Source organism: Pseudomonas sp. B14-6, from assembly GCF_013260315.1.
GTDB classification, from domain to species: Bacteria; Pseudomonadota; Gammaproteobacteria; order Pseudomonadales; family Pseudomonadaceae; genus Aquipseudomonas; species Aquipseudomonas mandelii.
The window spans coordinates 5134602-5160216 of record NZ_CP053929.1; the positions used below are offsets into that span (position 1 = coordinate 5134602).

Consider the following 25615-nt stretch of genomic DNA (forward strand, 5'->3'; position numbering starts at 1 on the left):
TGGTGCCGGGACTAAATGGCTAGACTGCGCGCCTTTCTGCAAGGACCGCCACCATGTTGCTGATGCTCTACCTGATCGCCATCACCGCCGAAGCCATGACCGGTGCCCTGTCCGCTGGTCGTCGCGGCATGGACTGGTTTGGTGTGGTGCTGATCGCCTGCATTACGGCGTTGGGCGGCGGTTCGGTGCGCGACGTGCTGCTCGGTCACTACCCGCTGACGTGGGTTAAACACCCGGAATACCTGGTGCTGACATCGATTGCAGCCATGTTCACGGTTTTCGCTGCGCGCTGGATGCGTCACTTGCGCTCACTGTTTCTGGTGCTCGACGCCGTGGGGCTGGTGGCATTCACCCTGATCGGCTGCATGACCGCCCTGGAAATGGGTCACGGCATGCTGGTGGCCTCGGTCAGCGGCGTGATCACCGGGGTGTTCGGCGGCATCCTGCGCGACATCTTCTGCAACGACATCCCGCTGATCTTCCGCCGCGAACTCTACGCCAGCGTCTCGTTCGCTGCGGCGTGGTGCTACATGCTGTGCATCTACCTGCAATTACCCGGCGAACAGGCGATTTTGATCACGTTGTTTGGCGGTTTCCTGTTGCGGTTGCTGGCGATTCGTTTCCACTGGGAAATGCCGAAATTCGTTTATAACGACGAAGCCTGACGCTCGGCGTGTTGTTTCAGCGCCCACTCGACGTGTTCCCGCACCAGTTCCGACGGATAGTCGCGCCGCGCTTTCAATGCTTCCAGCACCGGAATGCTCGAGGGTGCGTTCCCTAGCCCGACGGCGAGGTTACGCAACCAACGCTCGTAACCGGCACGGCGCAATGGTGAACCTTCGGTGCTGCTGAGGAACCTGTCCTCATCCCACATGAACAGTTCGGCCAGTTCGGCGTTGTCCAGGTTATGCCGTGGCTTGAAGTCGCTTTCGCCGGACGGGCGGGCGAAGCGGTTCCACGGGCAGACGATCTGGCAGTCATCGCAACCGAACACCCGGTTGCCGATCAACGGGCGCAAATCTTCGGGGATCGCGCTTTTCAGTTCGATGGTCAGGTAAGAAATGCAGCGCCGGGCGTCCAGCACATAGGGGCCGACGAAGGCGTTGGTCGGGCAAATGTCCAGGCACGCAGTGCAGCGTCCGCAATGTTCGGTGCTGTGCGGTGGATCGACTGGCAGCGGCAGATCGACAAAGAGTTCGCTGAGGAAGAAGTAACTGCCGGCCTTGCGATTCAACACCAGGGTGTTTTTGCCGATCCAGCCCAGGCCGGCCTTTTCTGCAATGGCCTTTTCCAGCACCGGCGCGCTGTCGACGAAGGCGCGGTAGCCGAACGGCCCGATGACCGCCTGAATTTTTTCTGCCAGTTGTTGCACACGTTTACGGATCAATTTGTGGTAATCGCGGCCCAAGGCATAACGCGATACGTATGCTTTTTCCGGTTGGGCCAGTAATTGCGCCATTTGGGTATCGCCGGGCAGGTAGTCCATGCGCAGGGAAACTACGCGCAACGTACCGGGGACAAGCTCTTCGGGATGCGAGCGTTTGCTGCCGTGGGCGCCCATGTAATCCATTTCGCCGTGGTAGCCGGCCGCCAGCCAGCGCTCCAGGTGCTGCTCATGCTCGGCCAGGTCGAGGCCGCTGATGCCGACTTGCTGAAAGCCAAGCTCGCGGCCCCAGTCCTTGATGGATTGGGCGAGGGCGGGCAGGTCTGTAGTAATAGCGGGCATGAGGCGAGAGAAACCGGAGCTGAGGTGCGTATAATTCTGCCAGACATCGGAGCCCGAAGACGCATGCCGCACACTAAAGATGATTTACCCGACGCGCTGTACAGCGCCGCGCACGTGCGAGCCCTTGATGCGAATCTGATCGCGGCCGGCACGCCGGGCTTCGAATTGATGCAGCGTGCAGCGCGAGCGACCTGGCGTGGACTCGTCCGTCAGTGGCCGTCGGCGAATGAATTGACAGTCGTGGCCGGTCGCGGCAATAACTCCGGTGACGGTTATCTGGTGGCGGTGCTGGCGCGACGTGCCGGTTGGCATGTCCGGGTCTTGGCGGCTGGCGATCCCCAGCGTTTGCAGGGGGACGCGGCGCTGGCCCATGCCGCGGCGGTGTCCGAGGGCATTGCGGTTCAAGCCTTCACTGCGCAGTCGGAATTGCGTGGAATCGTGCTCGACGCCTTGCTCGGTACCGGTTTGACCGGCGAAGTGCGAGAGCCCTTCGCCAGCGCGATCACCGCAATCAACGCCAGTGGACTGCCGGTGGCGGCGGTGGATATCCCTTCGGGTTTGTGCGCCGATACGGGGCGCATATTGGGCACGGCTGTCCGAGCTGATCTGACCGTGACCTACATTGCCTTGAAGGTGGGATTGTTCACGGGGGACGCCGCGGATGTGGTCGGCGAGCTGGTGTTCAACGATCTGCAAGCCAGCGCCGAGTCGTTTAACGGGGTCGACATTGATGCACGGCGCCTGACAGCCGGTAATTTGCCGCGTCTGGCAGGCCGCGTGCCAACCGCCCATAAAGGCAAATTCGGTCACGTCTTGCTGATCGGCGGTGATCGTGGCTTCGGCGGTGCCATTCTACTGAGCGCGCAGAGCGCATTGCGCAGTGGTGCGGGGATGGTGTCCGTGGCCACACGCAGTGAACATGTGCCTGCGGCGTTGGCGAGAATTCCTGAAGCGATGGTGTTGGGCACTTCCTCGGCCAATCAACTGATGGAACTGCTGCAAAAGGTTTCCGTGTTGGTGGTCGGCCCGGGCTTGGGTCAGGCTGCCTGGGGGCGCAGTCTTTTGTCGGCGGCGGCCAACGCGCCGTTGCCGCAAGTCTGGGATGCCGATGCGTTGAATTTGCTGGCTTCAAACCATGTGAGCTTGCCCAAGGACTGCGTGATCACGCCGCATCCGGGTGAAGCGGCGCGGTTGCTGGGGATCAGCACCGCCGAAGTCCAGGCTGATCGCCCGGCGGCAGCTCATGCATTGAGCAAAAAATATACAGCTGTTGTGATTCTTAAAGGCGTCGGCAGTCTGATCGCCAGCCCCGACGGGCGCCTGGCGTTGTCTCATCAAGGGCATCCGGCCATGGCCACCGCGGGTTTGGGTGATGTGCTGGCCGGTCTGGTCGGCGCGTTGCTGGCCCAAGGCATGGACGCGTTCAACGCTGCTTGTCTGGCGGTCTGGCTGCACGCCAATGCCGGCGAGCAACAAGGTAAATCGGGCCGCGGGCTGGCGGCCAGTGATCTGATCCCAGCCATTCGTCAGTTGTTGGAGGAGCAAGCACCGTGTCTGAAGTAACCCTGTACCTGGCCGATGAAGAGGCGATGACCGCATTTGGCGCACGCATCGCACAAACCACCCAAGGGCACGGTCTGATTTTTCTGGAAGGCGATCTGGGGGCGGGGAAAACCACGCTGTCACGGGGCATTATCCGTGGCCTGGGGCATGTGGGGGCGGTAAAAAGTCCGACGTTCACCCTGGTCGAGCCTTACGAAATCGGCGACATCCGGGCCTTCCATTTCGACCTCTATCGACTGGTTGATCCGGAAGAACTGGAGTACCTCGGTATCCGCGACTACTTCGAAGACGACGCGCTGTGCCTGATCGAATGGCCCAGAAGGGTGCAGGCTTTTTGCCAAAGCCCGACCTGACCATTACCATTAGCCCGCAAGACAGCGGGCGTTCGCTGAAAATTTTGTCCCAGGGCTCGCGCGGCGAGTCGTGGTGTGCCGCTTTGGCATTGGAATCCAATTAAATGATGGGGTCAGGTATGCGCTTTCGCGCGATGGTAGCTGCCGTAGGGATGTTGTTTTTGGCGGTGACCGTCGACGCTGTGGCCGAGACTAAGGTCAACAGCGTTCGCCTGTGGCGGGCGCCGGATAACACACGGTTGGTGTTCGACCTGACCGGGCCGGTGCAACACAGCGTTTTCACCCTGACCTCCCCGGATCGGCTGGTGATCGACATCAATGGCGCCTCCCTTGGCTCGCCGCTGAACGTCAACACCTCGAACACCCCGATTACCGCCATGCGCTCGGCCCAACGCACGCCGACCGATTTGCGGGTGGTCATCGACCTGAAAAAAGCTGTTACGCCAAAAAGCTTCACCCTGGCGCCAAATGCCCAATACGGCAATCGACTGGTGGTCGACCTGTTCGATAACGCCGCCGATGCCGCGCCAATACCGGCGCCGACCAATGTCGCGACGGTGGCGCCGGTGCCGGTCACGCCGGTAGAGCCTCCGGTGAAGCTGCCGCCTGCGCCTGCCGGCAAACGCGACATCATCGTGGTGATCGACGCCGGCCACGGCGGCGAAGACCCGGGTGCCTCGGGGTCTCGCGGTCAGCGTGAAAAAGACGTGGTGCTGGCCATCGCCCGCGAACTGCAACGCCAGGTCAACGGCATGAAAGGCTTCCGCGCCGAACTGACCCGTACCGGCGACTACTTCATTCCATTGCGCGGCCGTACCGAAATCGCCCGCAAGAAAGGCGCCGACCTGTTCGTCTCGATCCACGCCGATGCCGCCCCTTCGGCTGCGGCGTTCGGTGCGTCGGTGTTTGCCCTGTCTGATCGCGGCGCCACCTCGGAGACGGCCCGTTGGCTGGCCGATAGCGAAAACCGTTCCGACTTGATCGGCGGTGCCGGCAACGTCAGCCTCGACGACAAGGACCGCATGCTCGCGGGCGTGCTCCTCGATCTGTCGATGACGGCTTCCCTGACGTCCAGCCTGAACGTTGGTCAAAAAGTCTTGAGCAACATCGGTCGCGTCACGCCGCTGCACAAACAGCGCGTGGAGCAGGCCGGGTTCATGGTGTTGAAGTCGCCGGACATCCCGTCGATCCTGGTCGAAACCGGGTTCATCTCCAACGCCAACGAAGCGTCCAAACTGGCTGCCGCGAACCACCAGCAGGCGCTGGCGCGTTCGATCAGCAGTGGCGTGCGTCAGTTCTTCCAGCAGAACCCGCCGCCGGGCACCTACATCGCCTGGCTGCGTGATTCCGGCAAGATCGCTCAAGGCCCACGTGACCACCGGGTAAACCCGGGTGAGACGCTGGCGATGATTGCCGTGCGTTACCAAGTGTCTCCGGCCACATTACGCAGCGCCAATAACCTGAAAAGCGACGAGCTGAAAATCGGTCAGACCCTGACCATTCCCGGCACAGAACTGGCGTCCAAAGAATGAATCAGGTGCTGACCCATGCGGCTCGCATCGAGCTGCTCAGCCCGCGACTGGCGAACCAGATTGCCGCCGGTGAGGTGGTTGAACGCCCGGCCTCGGTGATCAAGGAGTTGCTGGAGAACAGCCTCGACTCCGGCGCCAAACGCATCGACGTCGATGTGGAGCAGGGTGGCGTCAAGCTGTTGCGGGTGCGCGATGACGGCAGCGGCATTTCGGCCGATGACCTGCCGCTGGCCCTGGCGCGACATGCCACCAGCAAGATTCGCAACCTGGAAGACCTCGAGCAGGTCATGAGCCTCGGGTTTCGCGGTGAAGCCCTCGCCTCGATCAGCTCCGTGGCGCGTCTGACCCTGACGTCCCGGACCAAGGATGCCGACCAGGCCTGGCAGGTCGAGACCGAAGGCCGGGACATGGCCCCCCGGGTTCAACCCGCGGCTCACCCGGTGGGCACCTCGGTTGAAGTGCGCGACCTGTTCTTCAACACCCCGGCGCGGCGCAAATTCCTCAAGACTGAAAAAACCGAATTCGATCACCTGCAAGAAGTGATCAAGCGTCTGGCGCTGGCGCGTTTCGACGTGGCGTTTCATTTGCGTCACAACGGCAAAACCATCCTCAGCCTGCACGAAGCCCATGACGACGCGGCCCGTGCGCGGCGAGTGGCAGCGATTTGCGGTTCAGGTTTCCTGGAACAGGCGCTGCCGATCGAAATCGAACGCAATGGCCTGCATTTGTGGGGTTGGGTCGGGTTGCCGACGTTCAACCGCAGCCAGGCGGACTTGCAGTATTTTTTTGTGAACGGCCGTGCCGTGCGCGACAAACTGGTGGCCCACGCGGTGCGCCAGGCGTATCGCGACGTGCTGTTCAATGGTCGGCACCCGACGTTCGTGCTGTTTTTCGAGGTCGATCCGGCCGGTGTCGACGTCAACGTGCACCCGACCAAACACGAAGTGCGCTTCCGTGACGGGCGTATGGTCCACGACTTTCTCTACGGCACCTTGCACCGCGCCTTGGGCGATGTGCGACCGGATGATCATCTGGCTGCGCCGGTGGCGACGGCGATCGTTCGGCCGACCGGCATAGACGCCGGTGAATTCGGTCCCCAGGGCGAAATGCGCCTGGCGGCCAATGCCCTGCTGGAGCAGCCTCAGGCGCAGCCGTCGTTCAATACGACGGCAGGCTCGGGCGCTGGCGCCGGTTATCAGTATCAATACACGCCGCGTCCTCAGTCCGGCGTGCCAGCGGCTGAAGCCCAGGCGGCGTACCGGGAGTTTTTTGCACCTTTGCCAGAGGCAAATGCCGTCGCGCTCCCGGCCGGTCAGGATGATATTCCTCCATTGGGCTACGCATTGGCGCAGCTCAAAGGTATCTACATTCTCTCGGAAAACGCCCAAGGCCTAGTGCTGGTGGACATGCACGCCGCCCACGAACGGATCATGTACGAGCGCCTGAAAATCGCGATGGCCAGCGAAGGCCTGAGCGGCCAGCCGCTGTTGGTGCCGGAATCGTTGGCGGTTAGCGAGCGCGAAGGCGATTGCGCCGAAGAAAACGTCGCGTGGTTCCAGCGTCTGGGCTTTGAACTGCAGCGCCTCGGCCCGGAAACACTGGCGATCCGGCAGATTCCAGCCTTGCTCAAGCAAGCTGAAGCGAATCGATTGGTGAGTGATGTGTTGGCCGATCTGATGGAATACGGCACCAGCGACCGTATCCAGGCGCACCTCAACGAACTGCTTGGCACCATGGCCTGCCACGGCGCGATTCGGGCAAACCGGCGTCTGGCGCTGCCGGAAATGAACGGTCTGCTGCGGGACATGGAAAACACCGAGCGCAGCGGTCAATGCAACCATGGCCGACCGACCTGGACCCAATTGGGCCTGGACGATCTGGACAAACTGTTCTTGCGCGGTCGTTGATGAGCCAGCTCCCACCTGCGATTTTCCTGATGGGCCCGACCGCAGCGGGCAAGACTGATCTGGCCATCGAACTGACCAAAGTGCTGCCTTGCGAGCTGATCAGTGTCGATTCGGCGCTGGTCTACCGCGGCATGGACATCGGCACCGCCAAGCCTTCGAAAGAGATTCTGGCCGAGTTTCCGCACCGTTTGATCGATATTCTTGACCCGGCCGAGAGCTATTCGGCGGCGGATTTTCGCCGTGATGCGCTGGAGGCGATGGCCGAGATCACTTCGCGCGGCAAAATTCCGCTGCTTGTAGGCGGCACGATGCTCTACTACAAGGCTTTGGTCGAAGGACTGGCAGAAATGCCGGCGGCGGATCCCGAGGTTCGTGCGCAAATCGAAGAAGAGGCTGCACGCCTTGGCTGGCAAGCCCTGCACGAACAATTGGCGCTCGTAGATCCGGTTTCGGCGGCGCGAATTCATCCGAACGATCCGCAGCGACTCAGTCGAGCGCTGGAAGTTTTTCGCGTCAGCGGTCAGAGCATGACCGAGCTGCGGCTGAGACAAAGTGCGCAAAGTACTGAAGCAGCCGCTTCGGGACTGCAACAATTGCCCTATACTGTCGCGAACTTGGCCATTGCTCCGGCAAATCGCCAGGTACTGCACGAGCGAATTAAACAAAGATTCACAGTTATGTTGGAACAGGGATTCATTGACGAGGTCGTAGCCCTGCGTAAGCGAAGTGACCTGCATTCCGGGTTGCCGTCTATACGTGCGGTAGGCTACCGACAAGTCTGGGACTACCTGGATGGCAAGCTGACCCAAGCCGAGATGCAGGAGCGTGGAATCATTGCCACGCGCCAATTGGCAAAGCGTCAGTTCACCTGGCTGCGCAGCTGGGCTGATTTACACTGGTTGGACAGCCTGGATTGCGACAATCTGCCGCGCGCCTTGAAATACCTGGGGACCATCTCCATATTGAGCTGAGTCCTTGCAATTGCCGTCTATCCTTGGGGGTGTGACGGCCACAAGCCATCTGTTTACCTATTTTTTATATTGAATCCTTAAAGGAGTGCGGCACATGTCAAAAGGGCATTCGCTACAAGACCCTTACTTGAATACTTTACGTAAAGAGAAAGTTGGGGTGTCCATCTACCTGGTGAACGGGATCAAACTGCAAGGCACGATCGAGTCTTTCGACCAGTTCGTTATCCTGCTGAAAAACACCGTCAGCCAGATGGTTTACAAACACGCTATCTCTACAGTGGTGCCGGTTCGTCCAATTCGTCTGCCTAGCGCAACCGAATCCGAAGCAGGTGACGCTGAGCCAGGTAACGCCTGATAGGAGTCTCCTTTGTTCTTTGAGCGCCACGGTGGTGGTGAGCGAGTGATCCTCGTTCACTTGGATGGACAGGACCCTGAGGCGCGCGAAGATCCGCAGGAGTTTCAGGAGTTGGCTAATTCGGCTGGCGCCGAGACCGTTGCGTTTTTTAACGTGCCGCGTCATCGGCCAACCGCCAAATTCCTGATTGGCAGCGGCAAGGTCGAGGAACTTCGCGACCTGGTCCATGCCGAGAAGGCAGATCTGGTGATCTTCAATCACATCCTCACGCCCAGTCAGGAACGTAACCTCGAACGTGTTTTCGAGTGTCGCGTGATCGACCGCACGGGTCTGATTCTCGATATTTTCGCCCAGCGCGCCCGTACCCATGAAGGCAAGCTCCAGGTAGAACTGGCCCAGCTTGACCACATGAGCACCCGGCTGGTTCGTGGCTGGACTCACCTTGAGCGTCAAGGTGGCGGTATCGGCATGCGTGGCCCGGGTGAAACCCAGCTGGAAACCGACCGCCGTTTGCTGCGGGTACGCCTGCGACAGATCAAGGGCCGACTGGAAAAAGTGCGCAGTCAGCGCGAGCAGTCGCGACGCGGCCGTTCGCGTGCGGATATTCCTACCGTGTCCCTTGTGGGCTATACCAACGCCGGCAAATCCACGCTCTTCAATAACGTGACGAAATCCGACGTGTACGCGGCTGACCAGTTGTTTGCCACGCTGGACCCGACCTTGCGCCGTCTGGAGCTCGACGACCTGGGGCCGATTGTCCTGGCCGACACGGTGGGTTTCATACGCCACTTGCCTCACAAACTGGTTGAGGCATTTCGGTCTACGCTCGAAGAGTCGAGCAACTCAGACCTGCTGTTGCACGTGATCGATGCGGCCGAACCGGATCGCATGTTGCAGATCGAGCAGGTGATGGTGGTGCTGGGCGAGATCGGTGCCCAGGACTTGCCGATCCTCGAGGTCTATAACAAACTCGATTTGCTTGAAGGCGTTGAGCCACAAATCCAGCGCGACGAAAACGGCAAGCCCCTACGGGTCTGGCTGTCGGCGCGTGATGGCAGTGGTCTGGAATTGCTTGAGCAAGCCATTGCCGAGTTGCTGGGCGGTGATTTGTTTGTTGGCACCTTGCGCTTGCCGCAACGTTTTGCTCGACTGCGTGCGCAGTTTTTCGAACTCGGTGCGGTGCAGAAAGAAGAACACGACGAAGAAGGCATCAGCCTGCTGGCCGTTCGCTTGCCACGGGTTGAGTTGAATCGACTGGTGAGTCGCGAAGGTCTGCAACCGATGGAATTCATCGAACAACACACTTTGCAATAAAAGCCTGAAAAAGCGGTTGTGCCGCGGTGACAGGCATTCTGTAGCATTGGTCGGCGCGCCGTGGGTGCGTCTTTGCTTTATCAGATGGAGAGCGCTATGGCTTGGAATGAGCCGGGTGGCAACTCGAATAATCAGGATCCTTGGGGTGGCAAGCGCCGCAATAACGGCGACCGCAAGGGACCACCGGATCTCGACGAGGCCTTCCGAAAGCTGCAGGAAAGCCTGAACGGGTTGTTCGGTGGTGGTAAGAAACGCGGTGATGACGGCGGTGGTTCGGGCAAGAGTGGCGGCTTTGGCGGCCTGCTCGGCATCGGCCTGGTCGTGTTGGCGGCCGTATGGCTGTACAGCGCGGTCTACGTAGTCGACGAGCAGGAGCAAGCCGTAGTGCTGCGCTTCGGCAAGTACTACGAAACCGTCGGCCCGGGCCTGAACATCTACTTCCCGCCGATCGATCGCAAGTACCTGGAAAACGTCACGCGCGAGCGTGCCTATACCAAGCAGGGTCAAATGCTCACTGAAGACGAGAACATCGTCGAAGTGCCGCTGACCGTGCAGTACAAGATCAGCAACCTGCAGGACTTCGTGCTGAACGTCGATGCGCCGGAAATCAGCCTGCAGCACGCGACCGAAAGTGCCTTGCGCCATGTGGTGGGTTCCACCGCGATGGACCAGGTGCTGACCGAAGGTCGTGAGTTGATGGCCAGCGAAATCAAGGAGCGTCTGCAACGCTTCATGGATACCTATCGCACCGGTATCACCATCACTCAGGTGAACGTACAGAGCGCAGCGGCACCGCGCGAAGTACAGGAAGCCTTCGATGACGTGATCCGTGCCCGTGAAGACGAGCAGCGTTCGCGCAACCAGGCTGAAACCTACGCCAACGGCGTCGTGCCGGAAGCCCGTGGTCAGGCCCAGCGTATCCTCGAAGATGCCAACGGCTACCGTGACGAAACCGTCTCGCGTGCCAAGGGTGAGGCTGATCGCTTCACCAAACTGGTGAGCGAGTACCGCAAGGCCCCTGAAGTCACCCGCGAGCGTCTGTACCTGGACACCATGCAGGAAGTCTTCACCAATACCAGCAAGGTCCTCGTGACCGGCAACAAGAATGGCCAGAGCAATCTGCTGTACTTGCCGCTGGACAAGATGGTCGAAAGTGGTCGCAACACCAGCACTCCGGTGACCGGTGCGGCAGCCACCAGCAATGAAGCGAATGCGCGTGCGGCAGCTGATCTGCAGCAACAGCAAGCACGTACCAGGGAGAGTCGCTGATGAGCAATAAATCGCTGATCGCCCTTATTGTCGGCGTCGTCGTGGCCATCGCTGCCTGGAACTGCTTCTACATCGTGGCTCAGACCGAGCGTGCGGTGCTGCTGCAGTTCGGTCGGGTGGTCCAGGCCGATGTTCAGCCGGGCCTGCATGTGAAAGTGCCTTACGTTAACCAGGTGCGCAAATTCGACGCACGCCTGATGACGCTGGATGCACCGACGCAACGCTTCCTGACGCTGGAAAAGAAAGCCGTGATGGTCGATGCCTACGCCAAGTGGCGCGTGAAAGATGCCGAGCGCTTCTACACCGCGACTTCCGGCCTCAAGCAGATTGCCGACGAGCGTCTTTCCCGTCGTCTGGAATCGGGCCTGCGTGACCAGTTCGGTAAGCGCACGCTGCACGAAGTGGTGTCCGGTGAGCGTGATGCGCTGATGTCCGACATCACTGCCTCACTGAACAAGATGGCGGAAAAAGAGCTGGGTATCGAAGTTGTCGATGTCCGGGTCAAGGCCATCGATCTGCCGAAAGAAGTAAACCGCAGTGTGTTCGAGCGTATGAGCTCCGAGCGTGAGCGTGAAGCTCGCGAGCACCGCGCCAAGGGTAACGAGCTGGCAGAAGGCATCCGTGCCGACGCCGATCGTCAACGCCGTGTGCTGCTGGCTGAAGCCTATCGTGAATCTGAAGAGGTTCGCGGTGATGGTGATGCCCAGGCCGCTGCGATCTACTCCAAGGCCTACGGCCAGGATCAGGAGTTCTACGGTTTCTACCGTAGCCTGCGCGCCTACCGTGAAAGCTTCGCGAACAAATCCGACGTCATGGTCCTGGACCCAAGCAGCGACTTCTTCCGTTACCTGGAAAAAGCCAAGCCTTGATACGACGTTGACCTGAATCATCCCCCGCCTGGCGGCTAAAGCCTCGGGCGGGGTGATCCTTTGGGAAAACGTGTGTATGATGCGGCAGCCGGGAAATTCCCGGCTTTTTTGCGTCTGCACGTTTGATTGCTGTTTTTAGCGGGCGCCCGAGTTGAATGACTCGACAGGTTTTTCGAGGAAAGTGGTTGGCGAAGCCGGTTTCAGGCTTTTCGCCACGTTGTTTATGCGCGTGGTTTGCACATGCGCCGACCATTTTCTGCTTCACTCAAGGCTCGCCCAACGGCTGGCCGCCCGGATCATAGGGGAATGGCGTAATGGCAACGGTAGACCGCTGGCTGCTGCCAGATGGCATCGAAGAAGTACTGCCACCAGAGGCGGCGCGCATTGAAGTCGCGCGTCGTCAGGTGTTGGATCTGTTCCAGAGCTGGGGTTACGAGTTTGTCGTGACTCCCCATATCGAGTACCTGGAATCCCTGCTGACCGGCGCGGGCTCGGACCTCGATCTGCGGACCTTCAAGGTCATCGACCCGCAATCGGGCCGGCAGATGGGTTTCCGTGCCGACATCACGCCGCAAGTGGCGCGCATCGATGCGCACACCCTGCGCCGTGAAGGCCCGAGCCGCCTGTGCTATGCCGGCAGCGTGCTGCATGCCCAGCCGCGCGCCCTGTCGTCCTCACGCAGCCCGATCCAGCTGGGCGCCGAGTTGTATGGCGATGCCAGCCCGAGCAGCGACGTGGAAGTCATCAGCCTGATGCTGGCCATGCTGCAACTGGCCGACGTGCCGGATGTGCACATGGACCTCGGTCATGTCGGCATCTACCGCGGCCTGGCCCGTGCGGCCGGTCTGTCTGGCGAAGTTGAACAGCAGTTGTTCGATGCGTTGCAACGCAAGGCCATCGACGAGGTCATTACCTTGACCGAAGGCTTGCCTGCCGATCTGTCGGGCATGTTGCGCGCGTTGGTCGATCTGTGTGGCGGCCGTGAAGTATTGAGCGCTGCTCGCGAGCGTCTGGCGCATGCGCCAGCGCCGGTTCTGGCGGCGCTGGACGATTTGCTGGCGATTGCCGAGCGTCTGTCCACGCGTTTCCCGGAGTTACCGCTTTATTTCGACCTGGGCGAGTTGCGCGGCTATCACTACCACACCGGTGTGGTGTTCGCGGTGTTCGTACCGGGTGTTGGCCAGTCCATTGCCCAGGGCGGTCGTTACGACGACATCGGCGCCGACTTCGGTCGCGCTCGTCCGGCAACCGGCTTCTCCACCGATTTGAAAACCCTGGTGACCCTGGGGCGTGCTGAGATCAAGCTACCGTCTGGCGGTATCTGGATGCCTGACAGTACGGATGCGGCACTCTGGCAGCAGGTTTGTCAGTTGCGCAGTGAGGGTCAGCGTGTCGTTCAGGCGTTGCCTGGACAACCTTTGGCCGCCGCCCGTGAAGCGGACTGCGACCGGCAATTGATTCAGCAGAACGGGCTTTGGCAAGTATCGCCACTGGCTTCTTGAGTTTTCCTGTCGGCTGCGGCCGGCACCAAGTTTGCGCGAATGAGGACAAGTGTTATGGGTAAGAATGTCGTAGTCCTGGGCACCCAATGGGGTGATGAGGGCAAAGGCAAGATCGTTGATCTGCTGACCGAACATGCTGCCGCCGTAGTGCGCTACCAGGGTGGCCACAACGCGGGTCACACCCTGGTGATCGACGGCGAAAAAACCGTCTTGCACCTGATTCCGTCGGGCGTGTTGCGCGAAGGCGTGCAGTGCCTGATCGGCAACGGCGTGGTGGTTGCACCCGACGCTCTGCTGCGGGAAATCATCAAGCTGGAAGAGAAAGGCGTACCGGTGCGTGAGCGCCTGCGTATCAGCCCGTCCTGCCCGCTGATCCTGTCCTACCACGTCGCGCTGGACCAGGCCCGTGAAAAGGCCCGTGGTGAGCTGAAGATCGGTACCACCGGTCGCGGCATCGGCCCGGCTTATGAAGACAAGGTTGCACGTCGCGGTCTGCGCATCGGTGACTTGTTCCACCGTGAGCGTTTCGCCGCCAAGCTGGGTGAGTTGCTGGATTACCACAACTTCGTCCTGGTCAATTACTACAAAGAGCCTGCGATCGACTTCCAGAAAACACTCGACGAGTGCATGGAATACGCCGAGCTGCTGAAGCCGATGATGCTCGACGTCACCGCCGAGCTGCACGAGTTGCGTCGCGCTGGCAAAGACATCATGTTCGAAGGCGCCCAAGGCTCCCTGCTGGACATCGACCACGGTACCTACCCGTACGTGACCAGCTCCAACACCACCGCGGGCGGCATCGCTACCGGTTCGGGTTTTGGTCCGATGTACCTGGATTACATCCTGGGCATCACCAAGGCGTACACCACTCGCGTGGGTTCGGGTCCGTTTCCGACTGAGCTGTTCGACGACGTGGGTGCATTCCTGGCCAAGCGTGGCCACGAGTTCGGTGCTACCACCGGCCGTGCCCGTCGTTGCGGTTGGTTCGATGCCGTCATCCTGCGTCGCGCGATCGACGTCAACAGCATCTCGGGCCTGTGCCTGACCAAGCTGGACGTGCTGGACGGTCTGGAAACCATCAACATCTGTGTTGGCTACAAGAACCAGGATGGTGCAGTGATCGACGCGCCGACTGACGCCGACAGCTACATCGGCCTGGAGCCGGTGTACGAAGAGATGCCAGGCTGGACCGAATCCACCGTCGGTGCCAAGACGCTGGAAGAGCTGCCGCAAGCTGCTCGCAACTACATCAAGCGCGTCGAAGAGTTGGTCGGTGCGCCGATTGACATTATTTCGACGGGCCCGGACCGCAACGAAACCATCGTTTTGCGTCACCCGTTCGCTTAATAAGTTGTTGATGTAGAAAGCAAAGGGCCCTTGATTGGGCCCTTTGTCGTTTATACCTGCCGGACGGCATGACCTTTGCTGTGATGTTGAATAAAAGCATCGCTTCCAGTGCGCCATCAATTTAATGGCGCCAAAGCAGAGGGATTCCAAGTGTCGGCCGTTCTCTCATTGTTACAAAGCCGTTTGTTGCGGCCTGTGTTCGTTACCCTTGGTATCGCCCTTTTGGTGCAGGTGCTGGTGGCTGTTGCTCTGACTCGGAGCACGGTGACTGCGCTTGAGGCTGATCTTGGTGTGCGTCTGGGTGTCGACAGCCAAAAACTGTCTGGAGAGCTTGAGCAGGCGGGGCGTGAAGTCACGTCGAGCCTGGACAACCTCTCTACCAGCACCCGTCAGCGACTCACTGCCGGCTTGTCGACTCGTTTGAAAGACGAGCAGGTGCAATTGCGTGCTACGTTGGAAAAGGATCTCAAGGATTCGGCCAACGACATGGCGCAACTGCTGGCCTCGGTCGCTCCGCGTGCCATGTGGGACAGCGACGTTCCAACCCTGTCCGAATTTGCCCGCCGGGCCCAGCGCAATCCCAACGTGTTGTTCGTGGTGTATGACGACGCGACGGGTCAGCACCTGACGCGCTACCTCAACCGCGAAAACCCGATCAACAAGGCGCTGCTGGAGAAAGGCCAGGGCGAGCGTGCGCTGGACAAAGTGCTGGACGCGGCGAAGAACGATCCGTCGGTCTACTACCTCGAAGCATCGATCAACCCCAATGGTGTGGAAATCGGCAAGGTCTTGATGGGTGTCTCGACCGCCTCGGTGGAAACTGATCTGGCGGCCCTGGATAAACGTTTTGCGGCGCTGATCGCCAGCGGAGATCAACTGGTTGGCGACAGCCTCAAAGGCGCGGCCGCCGACAGCGCTACGGCGATGCGTGCGCGTCTGACGTCTGCGCAGGCTACGGCCTCTGAAATGAAAGCCAACACCACCAGCACCGTGCAGGAAGCGGCGTCGACATTGCGCTGGCGCATCGGGATGTTCCTGGCGCTGGTCGGTTGCGGTGTGCTGCTGTTGCTCGCAGTGGTACTGGGCCGTCGCGTGGTCAATCGCTTGAAAATGCTCATTGCGGCCATGGATGACCTGGCGGCGGGTGAGGGCGACCTGACCAAGCGCGTGCAGATCAATAGCAAAGATGAAATCGGCGATATGGCCGCGGCGGTCAACCGCTTTGTGGATAAGTTGCAGCCGATCGTGCGCGAAGCGGGCGATGTGGCCCAGCGTACCGGTGTGGAAATCGGCGCCATGACCCTGCGCAATGCCGGAGCTGATGCGGCGGCGGGCATGCAGCGTGATGAGGTGGCTGAGAGCCTGCGCGCGTTGTCGCAGATGGCCGATGAGGCCCAGTCGGAAAGCCACGCCATGCAGGCTGCGTTGCAGCAAGTGGTGGACATTCGTTCGGCCACCGATGAGAACACTCGAACTTCGGCGAAGGTCGGCAGCCTGATCGAGGCGTTGGCCGGGCAGGTCGATACCGGAGCGAAAGTCATCGAGCGTCTGGCGCAGCAGAGCGAGCAGATTGAAGTGGTGCTGACGGTGATTCACGGGATCGCCGAGCAAACCAACCTGCTGGCACTGAACGCCGCCATCGAAGCGGCGCGTGCCGGCGAAACCGGTCGCGGCTTTGCGGTGGTGGCGGACGAAGTCCGGGCGTTGGCGAGCAAGACCCAAAGCTCCACCGGCGACATCCAGGCGCACATCGTGGCCTTGCAGCAAGGTGCGCGTGAAGCGGTGGCAGCGATCGGCCAGGCCGGGCGTCAGGCCAATGAAGGTTTGCTGGTATTGCGTGACAGCGCACGGTTGCAGCAATCGGTGCAGGCATCGGTCGAGCAGGTGCATGCGGCGATTGGTCTGGCGACCCAGGCAGCGGCGCATCAGGCGCAAGGTGCGCAGGCGGTGCGCGGTCGGGTTGAGACGATTCATGCGCAAGCTGAGAAAGCGGCTCAGGCGGTGGTGGAAACCACGGCCAGCGGCAAGGTGCTGGATGGGTTGGCGGCGCAGCTGAAGGCAAGCCTGGGGCAGTTCAGGGCGTAAGATTTGTATTGGTTGAGCTGACGTCATCGCGAGCAGGCTCGCTCCCACGGGATTGTGGGTGGGCACAGAATTTGTGACCACCTCAGATCAAATGTGGGGGTGAGCCTGCTCGCGATGGCGGTCTTATCGGCTCAAATACATCCGTGTTGTCAGTAAATAAACCGGCAGCCCCGACACCAGAATCAACAACGCCGCATAAGGCGCCGCTGCCGCGAACTCCACGTTCGCGGTAAGCGCCCAAACCTCCGTCGCCAGCGTATTGAGCCCGGTCGGACTCAACAGCAGCGTCGCCGTCAGCTCCTTCATCGCATCCAGAAACACCAGCGCAAACGCTGCACCCAGTGCTGGAAAGATGATCGGCAGCGTCACCCGGCAAAACGCACTGAAAGACGATGCCCCCAGCGTGCGTGCCGCCTCTTCCAGTTGCGGCGCGGCCTTGTTCAGCGCCGTGCGAATCGGTGCCTGCGCCAATGGCAAAAACAGTAGCGCATAAGCGATCAGCAGCAGTGCCGAAGTCTGGTACAGCACCGGCACGTAGTGCAGGGCGAAATACACCAGCGTCAGCGCAATCACCAAGCCTGGCAGCGCGTGCAGCAGATAGGGCAAGCGCTCGGCCCAGATCGCCAGCCGGCCTTTGTGCCGCACCACCAGCAATCCCACCGGCACCGCCAGCATCAGGCACAGTGCAGCGCCACCCAGCGACAGCGCCAGGGACGACAGTAGCGCCTCGCTGATTGCTGCCACCGGGAATGCTGCCGACGAACCTACCGCCAGCCAGTACGCCAGCATCCCCAGCGGAATGCCGCTGCCGATGATTGCCAATGCCAGGCAGTAAACCTGTCCGGCAACCGTCCATGGCCCCAGTCGAACCTGTTCCGCCTGCCGCGCTGCGCCCTGGCCGGTGCGCACGTGCCGGCCTTTGCCGCGTACTCGCAACTCAAGCCACAACAGCACCAGGCACAGCGCCAGAAGCACCGCCGACAGCATCGCCGCGTTGGCGTTGCTGAATTCCAGTTCGAACTGCTGATAAATCGCGGTGGTAAAGGTTTGCAGGCCGATGATCGACAGGGCGCCGAACTCCACCAGCATGTGCAGGGCAATCAACAGCGAACCTGCAAGCAGGGACGGCCAAAGCAGGGGGAGGGTGATCCTGAAAAACACGCCCCACCGATTCTGTCCCAGCGTGCGGGCTGACTCTTCCAGGGACGGATCGAGGTTGCGCAGGGTTGCTGCAACGGGCAGAAAGATCAGCGGGTACTTGGACAGGGTCATCACCAGGATCGCGCCGCCCAGGCCTTCGAAATGCGCGCTCAGGGATACCCAGGTAAAACTGCTGACGAACGCCGGCACGGCGAACGGCAAGCACAGGATAACGCCCCACACACGCCGTCCCGGCAGATTGCTGCGTTCCAGCAGCCAGGCAAGGGACAAACCGATCACGCCGCAGGCGACGGTCACGCCGATCATCAGCGCCAATGTATTGCGCAGCAGCCCGAACACATAAGGCCGCCACAGCAAATGCAGCGCCTCGGCCCAGCCGGCCTGCCAGGTCTTGAGCCCGACATACACCAGCGGCAAAAGGCTGAGCACCACCAGCAGCAAAACCGGCAGCAGCAGCCAGATCGACGGCCGCTTGCGCCGTGGCACGTAACCCCCGCGCGAGGCGGGGGCGGATAACGATGCGCTCATCAGTTCAAGCCAACGTCACGTTCCAGGTCCAGGGCTTCTTCGGCGTTGCCGAGGTCGGCCGGGGTGACTTTCGGTGCCTCCAGTTCGCTGAACGGCTTGAGACCGCGATCCGATTCCATGCCTTTGTGCAGCGGGTATTCGGCGGTGGTCTGGGTGATCACGCGCTGACCTTCTTCGCTGGCCATGTAGGCGAGAAATTGCTGGGCTTCTTTTGGATGCTTGCTGGATTTCAGCACGGCGGCGCTGGAAACAGTGATCAGGCCGCCGACGTCGCCGCCGGTGAAGTAATGCAGTTTCGAGTCGAGCTGGCCTTTTTCCCGTTGCAAGGCGAACCAGTAGTAGTTGTTCACCAGCACGGTGGCGACTTCGCCGTTTTCCACCGCTTTCAGCGCAACCATGTTGTTGCTGTAAGTCTTGCCGAACGCGCGCAGGCCGGTCAGCCATTCTTCGGCCGCGTCCATGCCATGCACTTTGATGATTGCCACGGCCTGTTCCTGGAACGCGCCGCTGGTAGGTACGAAACCGACCTTGCCTTGCCATTTCGGATCGGAGAATTCCATCACCGACTTGGGCAGGTCTTTTTCATCGATCAGTTTCGGGTTGAAAGCGACCACGCGGACCCGGGCGGTGATGCCGATCCAGGTGCCATTACCGGCGACGTAGTCTTTCGGCAGAACGGCGAGGGTGGCGGCGTCGGTCTGGGCCAGCAGGCCCTGTTCGCCGAGTTTGTTCAGCGGAGGCGATTCTTCTGTGTAGATCACATCGGCGGGAGAGCGGTCGCCTTCTTCGACGACCTGGCTGGCGAGCTGATTGCTGCTGCCTTTGCGCACATTGACGTGAATGCCGGTCTTGGCCTCGAAGGCTTTGGCGATGGCGTCGCCGACTTCCTTGTGTTGGCCGTTGTAGAGGGTCAGGGAAACTGGATCAGCAGCCTGGGTGAGGGGAGTGGCGAGTGCCAGGCCGAGCAGGGTGAAGGTCAGGCCGCGGCGCAGGGTATTTCGAAACATCATTCGCAGGGTTCCTCACTGTCGCATTGCAAAAACTTGAAACAATGATAAACGATATTGTTTCTCAAGTGCGCCTTGCGGGGCGCAGAGGGTTTTGCTAGAGGGGTGCGATCTCTTTGGCGAGGGAGGAGTAATGGCTTGAAGTTTTTGAATGCCAGAAACGCAAAAACCCGCTTTCGCGGGTTTCTGTGAAATCCAAGATCGAAACCTTGAATTTGAATTGGTGCCCAGAAGAAGACTCGAACTTCCACGACCTTGCGGTCACCAGCACCTGAAGCTGGCGTGTCTACCAATTTCACCATCTGGGCATAATCTTCAGCGTCGCCGCTGTTGATGTGGCGCACTATACGGAGAGCGTTTTGATCTGTAAACCCCTGATTTAGATTTAATAAATCAGATGTTTAGAATGCAAAAAACCCGCTTTCGCGGGTTTTTGTGTGAGCCTTGAAATTGATCTAATCTCAAGCTCGTAATTGGTGCCCAGAAGAAGACTCGAACTTCCACGACCTTGCGGTCACCAGCACCTGAAGCTGGCGTGTCTACCAATTTCACCATCTGGGCAGTATCGGCAACGCTAGTGCGTCGTCGATGGCGCGCACTATACGGAGCGTCTTTTTAACTGTAAACCCCTGGCATCAAAAAAACCTGGAAAATTTTACCAGCGGCATTTAAATCAGCTTTGCGCTGTCGATATAAGGCTTTAGATGGGCTGTCGCAGCCTGAAATTTCCCGTTTCATTACGCCTATGCCAAACTAACCCGCATATAGACAAGGTGAAAACTCTCTAATGGCCGATTGGCAGTCCCTCGATCCCGAGGCCGCTCGTGAAGCGGAAAAATATGAAAACCCTATTCCTAGCCGCGAACTGATCCTTCAGCACCTTGCTGATCGGGGTTCGCCTGCTAACCGCGAGCAGTTGGTGGAAGAGTTTGGTCTGACCACGGAAGACCAGATCGAAGCCCTGCGTCGCCGCCTGCGCGCCATGGAGCGCGACGCTCAACTGATCTATACCCGTCGCGGCACCTATGCGCCTGTGGATAAGCTCGACCTGATCCTGGGCCGCATCAGCGGTCACCGTGACGGCTTCGGCTTCCTGGTCCCGGACGACGGCAGCGATGACCTGTTCATGAGCCCGGCGCAAATGCGCCTGGTGTTCGATGGTGACCGAGCCCTGGCCCGTGTGTCTGGCCTCGACCGTCGCGGTCGTCGCGAAGGCATGATCGTCGAAGTGGTGTCCCGTGCCCACGAGACCATCGTCGGTCGCTACTTCGAAGAAGGCGGTATCGGCTTCGTGGTGGCGGACAACCCGAAGATCCAGCAAGAAGTGCTGGTCACTCCGGGTCGTAACGCCAACGCGCAGATCGGTCAATTCGTCGAAGTGAAGATCACGCACTGGCCGACCCCACGCTTCCAGCCGCAAGGCGACGTGGTCGAGGTCGTGGGCAACTACATGGCGCCGGGCATGGAAATCGACGTTGCCCTGCGCACCTACGATATTCCTCACGTCTGGCCTGAGGCGGTGCTCAAAGAAGCCGCCAAGCTCAAGCCTGAAGTTGAAGAGAAAGACAAAGAGAAGCGCATCGACCTGCGTCATCTGCCGTTCGTGACCATCGACGGTGAAGATGCGCGCGACTTCGATGACGCGGTTTACTGCGAAGCCAAGCCTGGCAAGCTGCGCCTGTTCTCCGGCGGCTGGAAGTTGTACGTGGCGATTGCCGACGTTTCCAGCTACGTGAAGATCGGTTCGGCACTGGATAACGAATCCCAGGTTCGCGGCAACTCGGTGTACTTCCCCGAGCGCGTCGTGCCGATGCTGCCGGAGCAGCTGTCCAACGGCCTGTGCTCGCTGAATCCGCACGTCGATCGCCTGGCCATGGTTTGCGAGATGACCATCTCCAAAACCGGCGAGATGACCGACTACTGCTTCTATGAAGCGGTGATTCACTCCCACGCCCGCCTGACCTACAACAAGGTCAGCGCGATGCTGGAAACGCCGAAACTCACAGAAGCGCGTCAGCTGCGTGGCGAGTACACCGATGTCCTGCCACACCTCAAGCAGCTTTACGCACTGTACAAAGTGCTGCTGGCTGCTCGTCACGTGCGTGGCGCGATCGATTTCGAAACGCAGGAAACCCGGATCATTTTCGGTACCGAGCGCAAGATTGCCGAAATCCGTCCGACCGTGCGTAACGATGCGCACAAGCTGATCGAGGAATGCATGCTGGCGGCCAACGTGGCCACCGCCGAATTCCTGAAAAAGCACGAAATCCCTGCGCTGTATCGCGTCCACGACGGTCCGCCACCGGAGCGTCTGGAAAAACTGCGCGCCTTCCTCGGCGAGCTCGGCCTGTCCTTGCACAAAGGCAAGGACGGCCCGTCGCCGAAGGATTACCAGGCCTTGCTGGCCAGCATCAAGGACCGTCCGGATTTCCACTTGATCCAGACCGTCATGCTGCGCTCGTTGAGCCAGGCGGTGTACAGCGCCGATAACCAGGGCCACTTCGGCCTGAATTACGAAGCCTATACCCACTTCACCTCGCCGATCCGCCGCTACCCGGACTTGCTCACGCACCGGGCGATCCGCAGCGTCATCCATTCCAAGCAGAACACCCCGCACGTTCGCCGTGCCGGCGCGATGACTATTCCGAAAGCGCGCATCTATCCATACGACGAAGCGGCGCTGGAGCAGCTCGGCGAGCAATGCTCGATGAGCGAACGCCGTGCCGACGAAGCCACCCGCGACGTGGTGAACTGGCTCAAGTGCGAGTTCATGAAAGACCGTGTGGGCGAATCGTTCCCGGGTGTGATCACCGCAGTGACCGGTTTTGGTCTGTTCGTCGAGCTGACCGACATCTACGTCGAAGGCCTGGTGCACGTCACCGCGCTGCCGGGCGATTACTACCACTTCGACCCTGTGCACCACCGCCTCGCCGGTGAGCGTACCGGTCGCAGCTTCCGCCTTGGCGACACCGTTGAAGTGCGCGTGATGCGCGTTGACCTCGACGAACGCAAGATCGACTTCGAGATGGCGGAAAAAACCATCAGCGCGCCGATCGGCCGCAAAAAGCGCGGAACTGAAAAGACCGAGCCAGCCGCCAAGACATCGGCCAAAACCGCAGCAGAACCGGCACCGGCAAAAACCGGTCGTCGTCCTGCCAAGGAAAAGGCTGTCGAAGCCTATCGCCCAAGCGATGCTGCGGCGAAAAATGCCGAGCTGCGTAAAAGCCGTGAATTGAAACAGGCGTTACTGTCTGAAGCAAAAAGCGGCGGTAAAGCGGCGTCTGGGGGAAAGACCGGACGGTCGGCGCCTGACAAGGCCCCCGGCAGCAAGCCAAGCAAACACCGTAAAGGCCCGCCAAAAGCGGGTTCGGCCCCAGCCAAAAGCGGCGGTGCGCGTAAACCTAAGGCCAAGTCATGAGTAATCTGGAAAAGATCTACGGCGTGCACGCTGTAGAAGCATTGCTGCGTCACCACCCGAAACGCGTCAAGCAAATCTGGCTGGCTGAAGGCCGCAGTGATCCGCGGGTTCAGACACTGATCGCCCTGGCTGCGGAAAATCGCGTGGCCGTCGGCCAGGCCGAGCGCCGTGAGCTGGATGCCTGGGTTGAGGGCGTGCACCAGGGCGTCGTGGCGGATGTGAGCCCGAGCCAGGTCTGGGGCGAAGCGATGCTCGACGAGTTGCTCGATCGGACCGAAGGCGCGCCGCTGCTGCTGGTGCTCGACGGCGTGACCGATCCGCACAACCTGGGCGCTTGCCTGCGTTCGGCCGATGCGGCCGGTGCGCTGGCGGTGATCGTGCCGAAGGACAAGTCGGCCACCCTGACCCCGACGGTACGGAAGGTGGCTTGTGGTGCGGCGGAAGTGATTCCGTTGGTCGCCGTGACCAACCTGGCGCGAACCCTGGAAAAACTCAAGCAGCGAGGCTTGTGGGTTGTCGGTACGGCGGGCGAGGCTGAGCAGAGTCTGTATCAGCAAGACATGACCGGCCCGACCATCCTGATCATGGGCGCGGAAGGCAGTGGCATGCGTCGCCTGACTCGCGATCTTTGCGACTACCTGGTGCATCTGCCGATGACGGGCAGCGTCAGCAGTCTCAACGTGTCTGTGGCGACTGGCGTTTGCCTGTTCGAGGCCCAGCGCCAGCGCAGCGTCAAAGCGGCGGCGGGCGGCAAGAAGTCTTAAGCCGGTTGTAATCCCTGTGGGAGCGAACCTGCTCGCGAAAGCGGAGTAACATTCAGCATCAATGTTGAATGTCATGCCCCCTTCGCGAGCAGGCTCGCTCCCACAGTGGTTTGTGTCAGGGTGAAAAGTTGCGGTGCGAACGAACTGTTCAAATAATCACCAATTGCCTTGCACCTCTTCTATCCCTTCTCTACAATTGCGCCCCTTGCTGTGACGGCAGGCACTCACGTGTCTATCGCAAGCAAGTCCATAAGTGTCATTCACTCCTTGTCTGACCGTTTTTGAACGGCAGGCTACAACCCGTAAGGAGCATTCATGCGTCATTACGAAATCATCTTTTTGGTCCACCCGGATCAAAGCGAGCAAGTCGGCGGCATGGTTGAGCGTTACACCAAGCTGATCGAAGAAGACGGCGGCAAAATCCACCGTCTGGAAGATTGGGGCCGTCGTCAACTGGCCTACGCAATCAACAATGTTCACAAGGCTCACTACGTGATGCTGAACGTTGAGTGCACTGGCAAGGCCCTGGCCGAGCTGGAAGACAACTTCCGCTACAACGATGCAGTGATCCGTAACCTGGTCATCCGTCGCGAAGAAGCCGTTACCGGCCAATCCGAGATGCTCAAGGCTGAAGAAAACCGCAGTGAGCGCCGTGAGCGTCGCGACCGTCCTGAGCACGAAGGCGCTGAAAGCGCTGATAGTGATGACAGCGACAACAGCGATAACGCTGACGAGTAATCCACGGACCTTTTAAGGAGCCTATCAAATGGCACGTTTCTTCCGTCGTCGTAAATTCTGCCGCTTCACCGCTGAAGACGTGAAAGAGATCGATTACAAAGATCTCAACACTCTGAAAGCCTACGTATCCGAGACCGGCAAAATCGTTCCAAGCCGCATCACCGGTACCAAAGCTCGTTATCAGCGTCAGCTGGCCACCGCTATCAAGCGCGCCCGCTTCCTGGCCCTGCTGGCCTACACCGACAGCCACGGCCGCTGAGACCGGGCAGTCGACACGTAGCAAAGGATTGAATGCATGCGCGCCTTAGCTGAGTTCATCATGCGCGGCCGTATGCAGGCCACTCTGGTAGTGGCTGGATGCGCAATACTGCCGTTGTTGTATTGGTTGGGTGCTGCCGCCGGATGCCTTGTGCTCCTGCGGCGCGGATTGAAGGACGCCATTGGCGTACTTGCTCTGGGGCTGCTGCCGGCGTTGATCTGGTGGCTTTACTCCGATGACCCACGGGCACTTCTGGTGCTGCTGGGGTCTTCGAGCCTTGCGTTGGTTTTGCGCGCAAGCGAGTCCTGGAACCGCGTGCTGCTGGTCAGCATAGCGATGGGAGTGGTGTTTGCAGTGGTGCTGGGGACAGTTTTTGCTCCCCAAATCGAGATGCTGGCGCAGGCTTTGATAAAAGTCATGCCGTCGCTACTCGGTGATGTCTACCAGAAGTTGTCGGTAGACGAGCAAGCGCATTTTGCGTCCCTGATTGCACCGGTCCTGACCGGCCTGATTGCGGCCTTGTTGCAAATCGTCAGTGTGCTGAGCCTGATTGTCGGGCGCTACTGGCAGGCGTTGTTGTACAACCCGGGTGGTTTTGGTCGCGAGTTTCGCGCCATCCGATTCCCGCTTTTACCAGCGATGTTGCTGCTGGCGTTCATGCTTCTGGGACCGAACATCGGTCCACAGATGGCCATGTTGACGCCGTTGTGCAGCGTACCGCTGGTGTTCGCCGGGCTGGCCCTGATTCACGGGCTGGTGGCGCAAAAGCGACTGGCCAGGTTCTGGCTGGTGGGGTTGTACGTCACGCTGTTGCTGTTCATGCAGCTGATCTATCCGTTGCTGGTGGTCTTGGCCATCGTCGACAGCCTGATTGATTTTCGCGGTCGTTCGACGCCGAAAGACGTCGATAGCGCGAACGGTGAAGGTTAAAAGTTAAGAGGATTTTC

20 protein-coding genes, 2 tRNA genes and 1 pseudogene are annotated in these 25615 nt (G+C 60.1%); 18 read left to right on the forward strand and 5 right to left on the reverse strand.

Translation table 11 applies throughout. The annotated features are described in order from the left end of the window. The first annotated feature begins 53 nt into the window (after nucleotides 1–53). The gene (locus HP062_RS23415) at nucleotides 54–665 is read left to right on the forward strand and encodes a trimeric intracellular cation channel family protein (RefSeq protein ID WP_007945604.1); all 612 of its coding nucleotides are present in this window, start codon (nucleotides 54–56) and stop codon (nucleotides 663–665) included. On the opposite strand, the gene queG is transcribed toward HP062_RS23415, so the two are convergent. Further along, entirely contained in the window at nucleotides 647–1726 is a 1080-nt protein-coding gene (queG, locus tag HP062_RS23420; protein ID WP_083375176.1) for a tRNA epoxyqueuosine(34) reductase QueG, read from the reverse strand. The genes HP062_RS23415 and queG overlap by 19 nt on opposite strands. A gap of 63 nt (nucleotides 1727–1789) precedes the next feature. Between queG and HP062_RS23425 the strand changes: the two genes are divergently transcribed. The 12 genes and pseudogenes from HP062_RS23425 to HP062_RS23480 all read left to right on the forward strand — a co-directional run bounded on the left by HP062_RS23425 (nucleotide 1790) and on the right by HP062_RS23480 (nucleotide 16793). Then, nucleotides 1790–3289, forward strand: coding sequence for an NAD(P)H-hydrate dehydratase (locus HP062_RS23425; protein ID WP_172792093.1), 1500 nt, complete (start codon nucleotides 1790–1792; stop codon nucleotides 3287–3289). After that, a pseudogene (gene tsaE / locus HP062_RS23430) lies at nucleotides 3277–3746 on the forward strand (tRNA (adenosine(37)-N6)-threonylcarbamoyltransferase complex ATPase subunit type 1 TsaE). Before HP062_RS23425 ends, tsaE begins: the two are co-directional and overlap by 13 nt. A 48-nt stretch (nucleotides 3747–3794) precedes the next feature. Further along, a complete protein-coding gene (locus tag HP062_RS23435; RefSeq protein WP_370654465.1) occupies nucleotides 3795–5174 on the forward strand; it encodes an N-acetylmuramoyl-L-alanine amidase in 1380 nt (459 codons plus the stop codon). An 8-nt stretch (nucleotides 5175–5182) separates the two neighbouring features. Next, the gene (gene mutL, locus HP062_RS23440) at nucleotides 5183–7081 is read left to right on the forward strand and encodes a DNA mismatch repair endonuclease MutL (RefSeq protein ID WP_010464199.1); all 1899 of its coding nucleotides are present in this window, start codon (nucleotides 5183–5185) and stop codon (nucleotides 7079–7081) included. Continuing rightward, complete coding sequence (gene miaA, locus HP062_RS23445) at nucleotides 7081–8052, forward strand: tRNA (adenosine(37)-N6)-dimethylallyltransferase MiaA (RefSeq protein ID WP_172792094.1); 972 nt, start codon at nucleotides 7081–7083, stop codon at nucleotides 8050–8052. Before mutL ends, miaA begins: the two co-directional genes overlap by 1 nt. Before the next feature lie 94 nt (nucleotides 8053–8146). Further along, a complete protein-coding gene (gene hfq / locus HP062_RS23450; protein ID WP_007902656.1) occupies nucleotides 8147–8407 on the forward strand; it encodes an RNA chaperone Hfq in 261 nt (86 codons plus the stop codon). A 12-nt stretch (nucleotides 8408–8419) separates the two neighbouring features. Further along, the gene (gene hflX / locus HP062_RS23455; RefSeq protein ID WP_154502815.1) at nucleotides 8420–9721 is read left to right on the forward strand and encodes a ribosome rescue GTPase HflX; all 1302 of its coding nucleotides are present in this window, start codon (nucleotides 8420–8422) and stop codon (nucleotides 9719–9721) included. 96 nt (nucleotides 9722–9817) lie between these two features. Further along, the gene (gene hflK, locus HP062_RS23460; RefSeq protein WP_010464196.1) at nucleotides 9818–10990 is read left to right on the forward strand and encodes an FtsH protease activity modulator HflK; all 1173 of its coding nucleotides are present in this window, start codon (nucleotides 9818–9820) and stop codon (nucleotides 10988–10990) included. Beyond that, nucleotides 10990–11859, forward strand: coding sequence for a protease modulator HflC (gene hflC / locus HP062_RS23465; protein ID WP_010464195.1), 870 nt, complete (start codon nucleotides 10990–10992; stop codon nucleotides 11857–11859). The genes hflK and hflC overlap by 1 nt, the downstream gene beginning before the upstream one ends. A gap of 314 nt (nucleotides 11860–12173) precedes the next feature. Then, nucleotides 12174–13361, forward strand: coding sequence for an ATP phosphoribosyltransferase regulatory subunit (locus HP062_RS23470; protein ID WP_010464194.1), 1188 nt, complete (start codon nucleotides 12174–12176; stop codon nucleotides 13359–13361). A 54-nt stretch (nucleotides 13362–13415) separates the two neighbouring features. Beyond that, nucleotides 13416–14708 (forward strand): adenylosuccinate synthase, encoded by a 1293-nt coding sequence (locus tag HP062_RS23475; protein WP_010464193.1) that lies wholly within the window; start codon nucleotides 13416–13418, stop codon nucleotides 14706–14708. Between the two features lie 150 nt (nucleotides 14709–14858). Continuing rightward, nucleotides 14859–16793 (forward strand): methyl-accepting chemotaxis protein, encoded by a 1935-nt coding sequence (locus HP062_RS23480; RefSeq protein WP_172792095.1) that lies wholly within the window; start codon nucleotides 14859–14861, stop codon nucleotides 16791–16793. Between the two features lie 123 nt (nucleotides 16794–16916). Here the strand turns inward: HP062_RS23480 and HP062_RS23485 are convergent, their stop codons facing one another. From HP062_RS23485 to HP062_RS23500, 4 genes are all read right to left on the reverse strand, one after another. After that, nucleotides 16917–18482, reverse strand: coding sequence for an iron ABC transporter permease (locus tag HP062_RS23485; protein WP_172792096.1), 1566 nt, complete (start codon nucleotides 18480–18482; stop codon nucleotides 16917–16919). Continuing rightward, a complete protein-coding gene (locus HP062_RS23490) occupies nucleotides 18482–19492 on the reverse strand; it encodes an extracellular solute-binding protein (protein ID WP_145310242.1) in 1011 nt (336 codons plus the stop codon). Before HP062_RS23490 ends, HP062_RS23485 begins: the two co-directional genes overlap by 1 nt. A 218-nt stretch (nucleotides 19493–19710) precedes the next feature. Next, a tRNA-Leu gene (locus HP062_RS23495) sits at nucleotides 19711–19797 on the reverse strand. 166 nt (nucleotides 19798–19963) lie between these two features. Next, a tRNA-Leu gene (locus HP062_RS23500) sits at nucleotides 19964–20050 on the reverse strand. A gap of 226 nt (nucleotides 20051–20276) precedes the next feature. Here HP062_RS23500 and rnr point away from each other — a divergent pair. The 5 genes from rnr to HP062_RS23525 all read left to right on the forward strand — a co-directional run bounded on the left by rnr (nucleotide 20277) and on the right by HP062_RS23525 (nucleotide 25598). Continuing rightward, entirely contained in the window at nucleotides 20277–22907 is a 2631-nt protein-coding gene (rnr, locus tag HP062_RS23505) for a ribonuclease R (protein ID WP_010464189.1), read from the forward strand. Next, nucleotides 22904–23671 carry a 23S rRNA (guanosine(2251)-2'-O)-methyltransferase RlmB gene (gene rlmB, locus HP062_RS23510; RefSeq protein ID WP_010464188.1) on the forward strand — a complete coding sequence of 256 codons (768 nt, stop codon included), beginning with the start codon at nucleotides 22904–22906 and terminating at the stop codon, nucleotides 23669–23671. Before rnr ends, rlmB begins: the two co-directional genes overlap by 4 nt. 315 nt (nucleotides 23672–23986) lie before the next feature. Next, nucleotides 23987–24409 carry a 30S ribosomal protein S6 gene (gene rpsF / locus HP062_RS23515; protein WP_003217491.1) on the forward strand — a complete coding sequence of 141 codons (423 nt, stop codon included), beginning with the start codon at nucleotides 23987–23989 and terminating at the stop codon, nucleotides 24407–24409. Nucleotides 24410–24437: 28 nt separating this feature from the next. Beyond that, entirely contained in the window at nucleotides 24438–24668 is a 231-nt protein-coding gene (gene rpsR, locus HP062_RS23520) for a 30S ribosomal protein S18 (RefSeq protein ID WP_002551829.1), read from the forward strand. 36 nt (nucleotides 24669–24704) lie between these two features. Further along, nucleotides 24705–25598: a hypothetical protein gene (locus tag HP062_RS23525; protein ID WP_010464187.1), complete on the forward strand. Its 894-nt coding sequence runs from the start codon at nucleotides 24705–24707 to the stop codon at nucleotides 25596–25598. The last annotated feature ends 17 nt before the right edge of the window (nucleotides 25599–25615 follow it).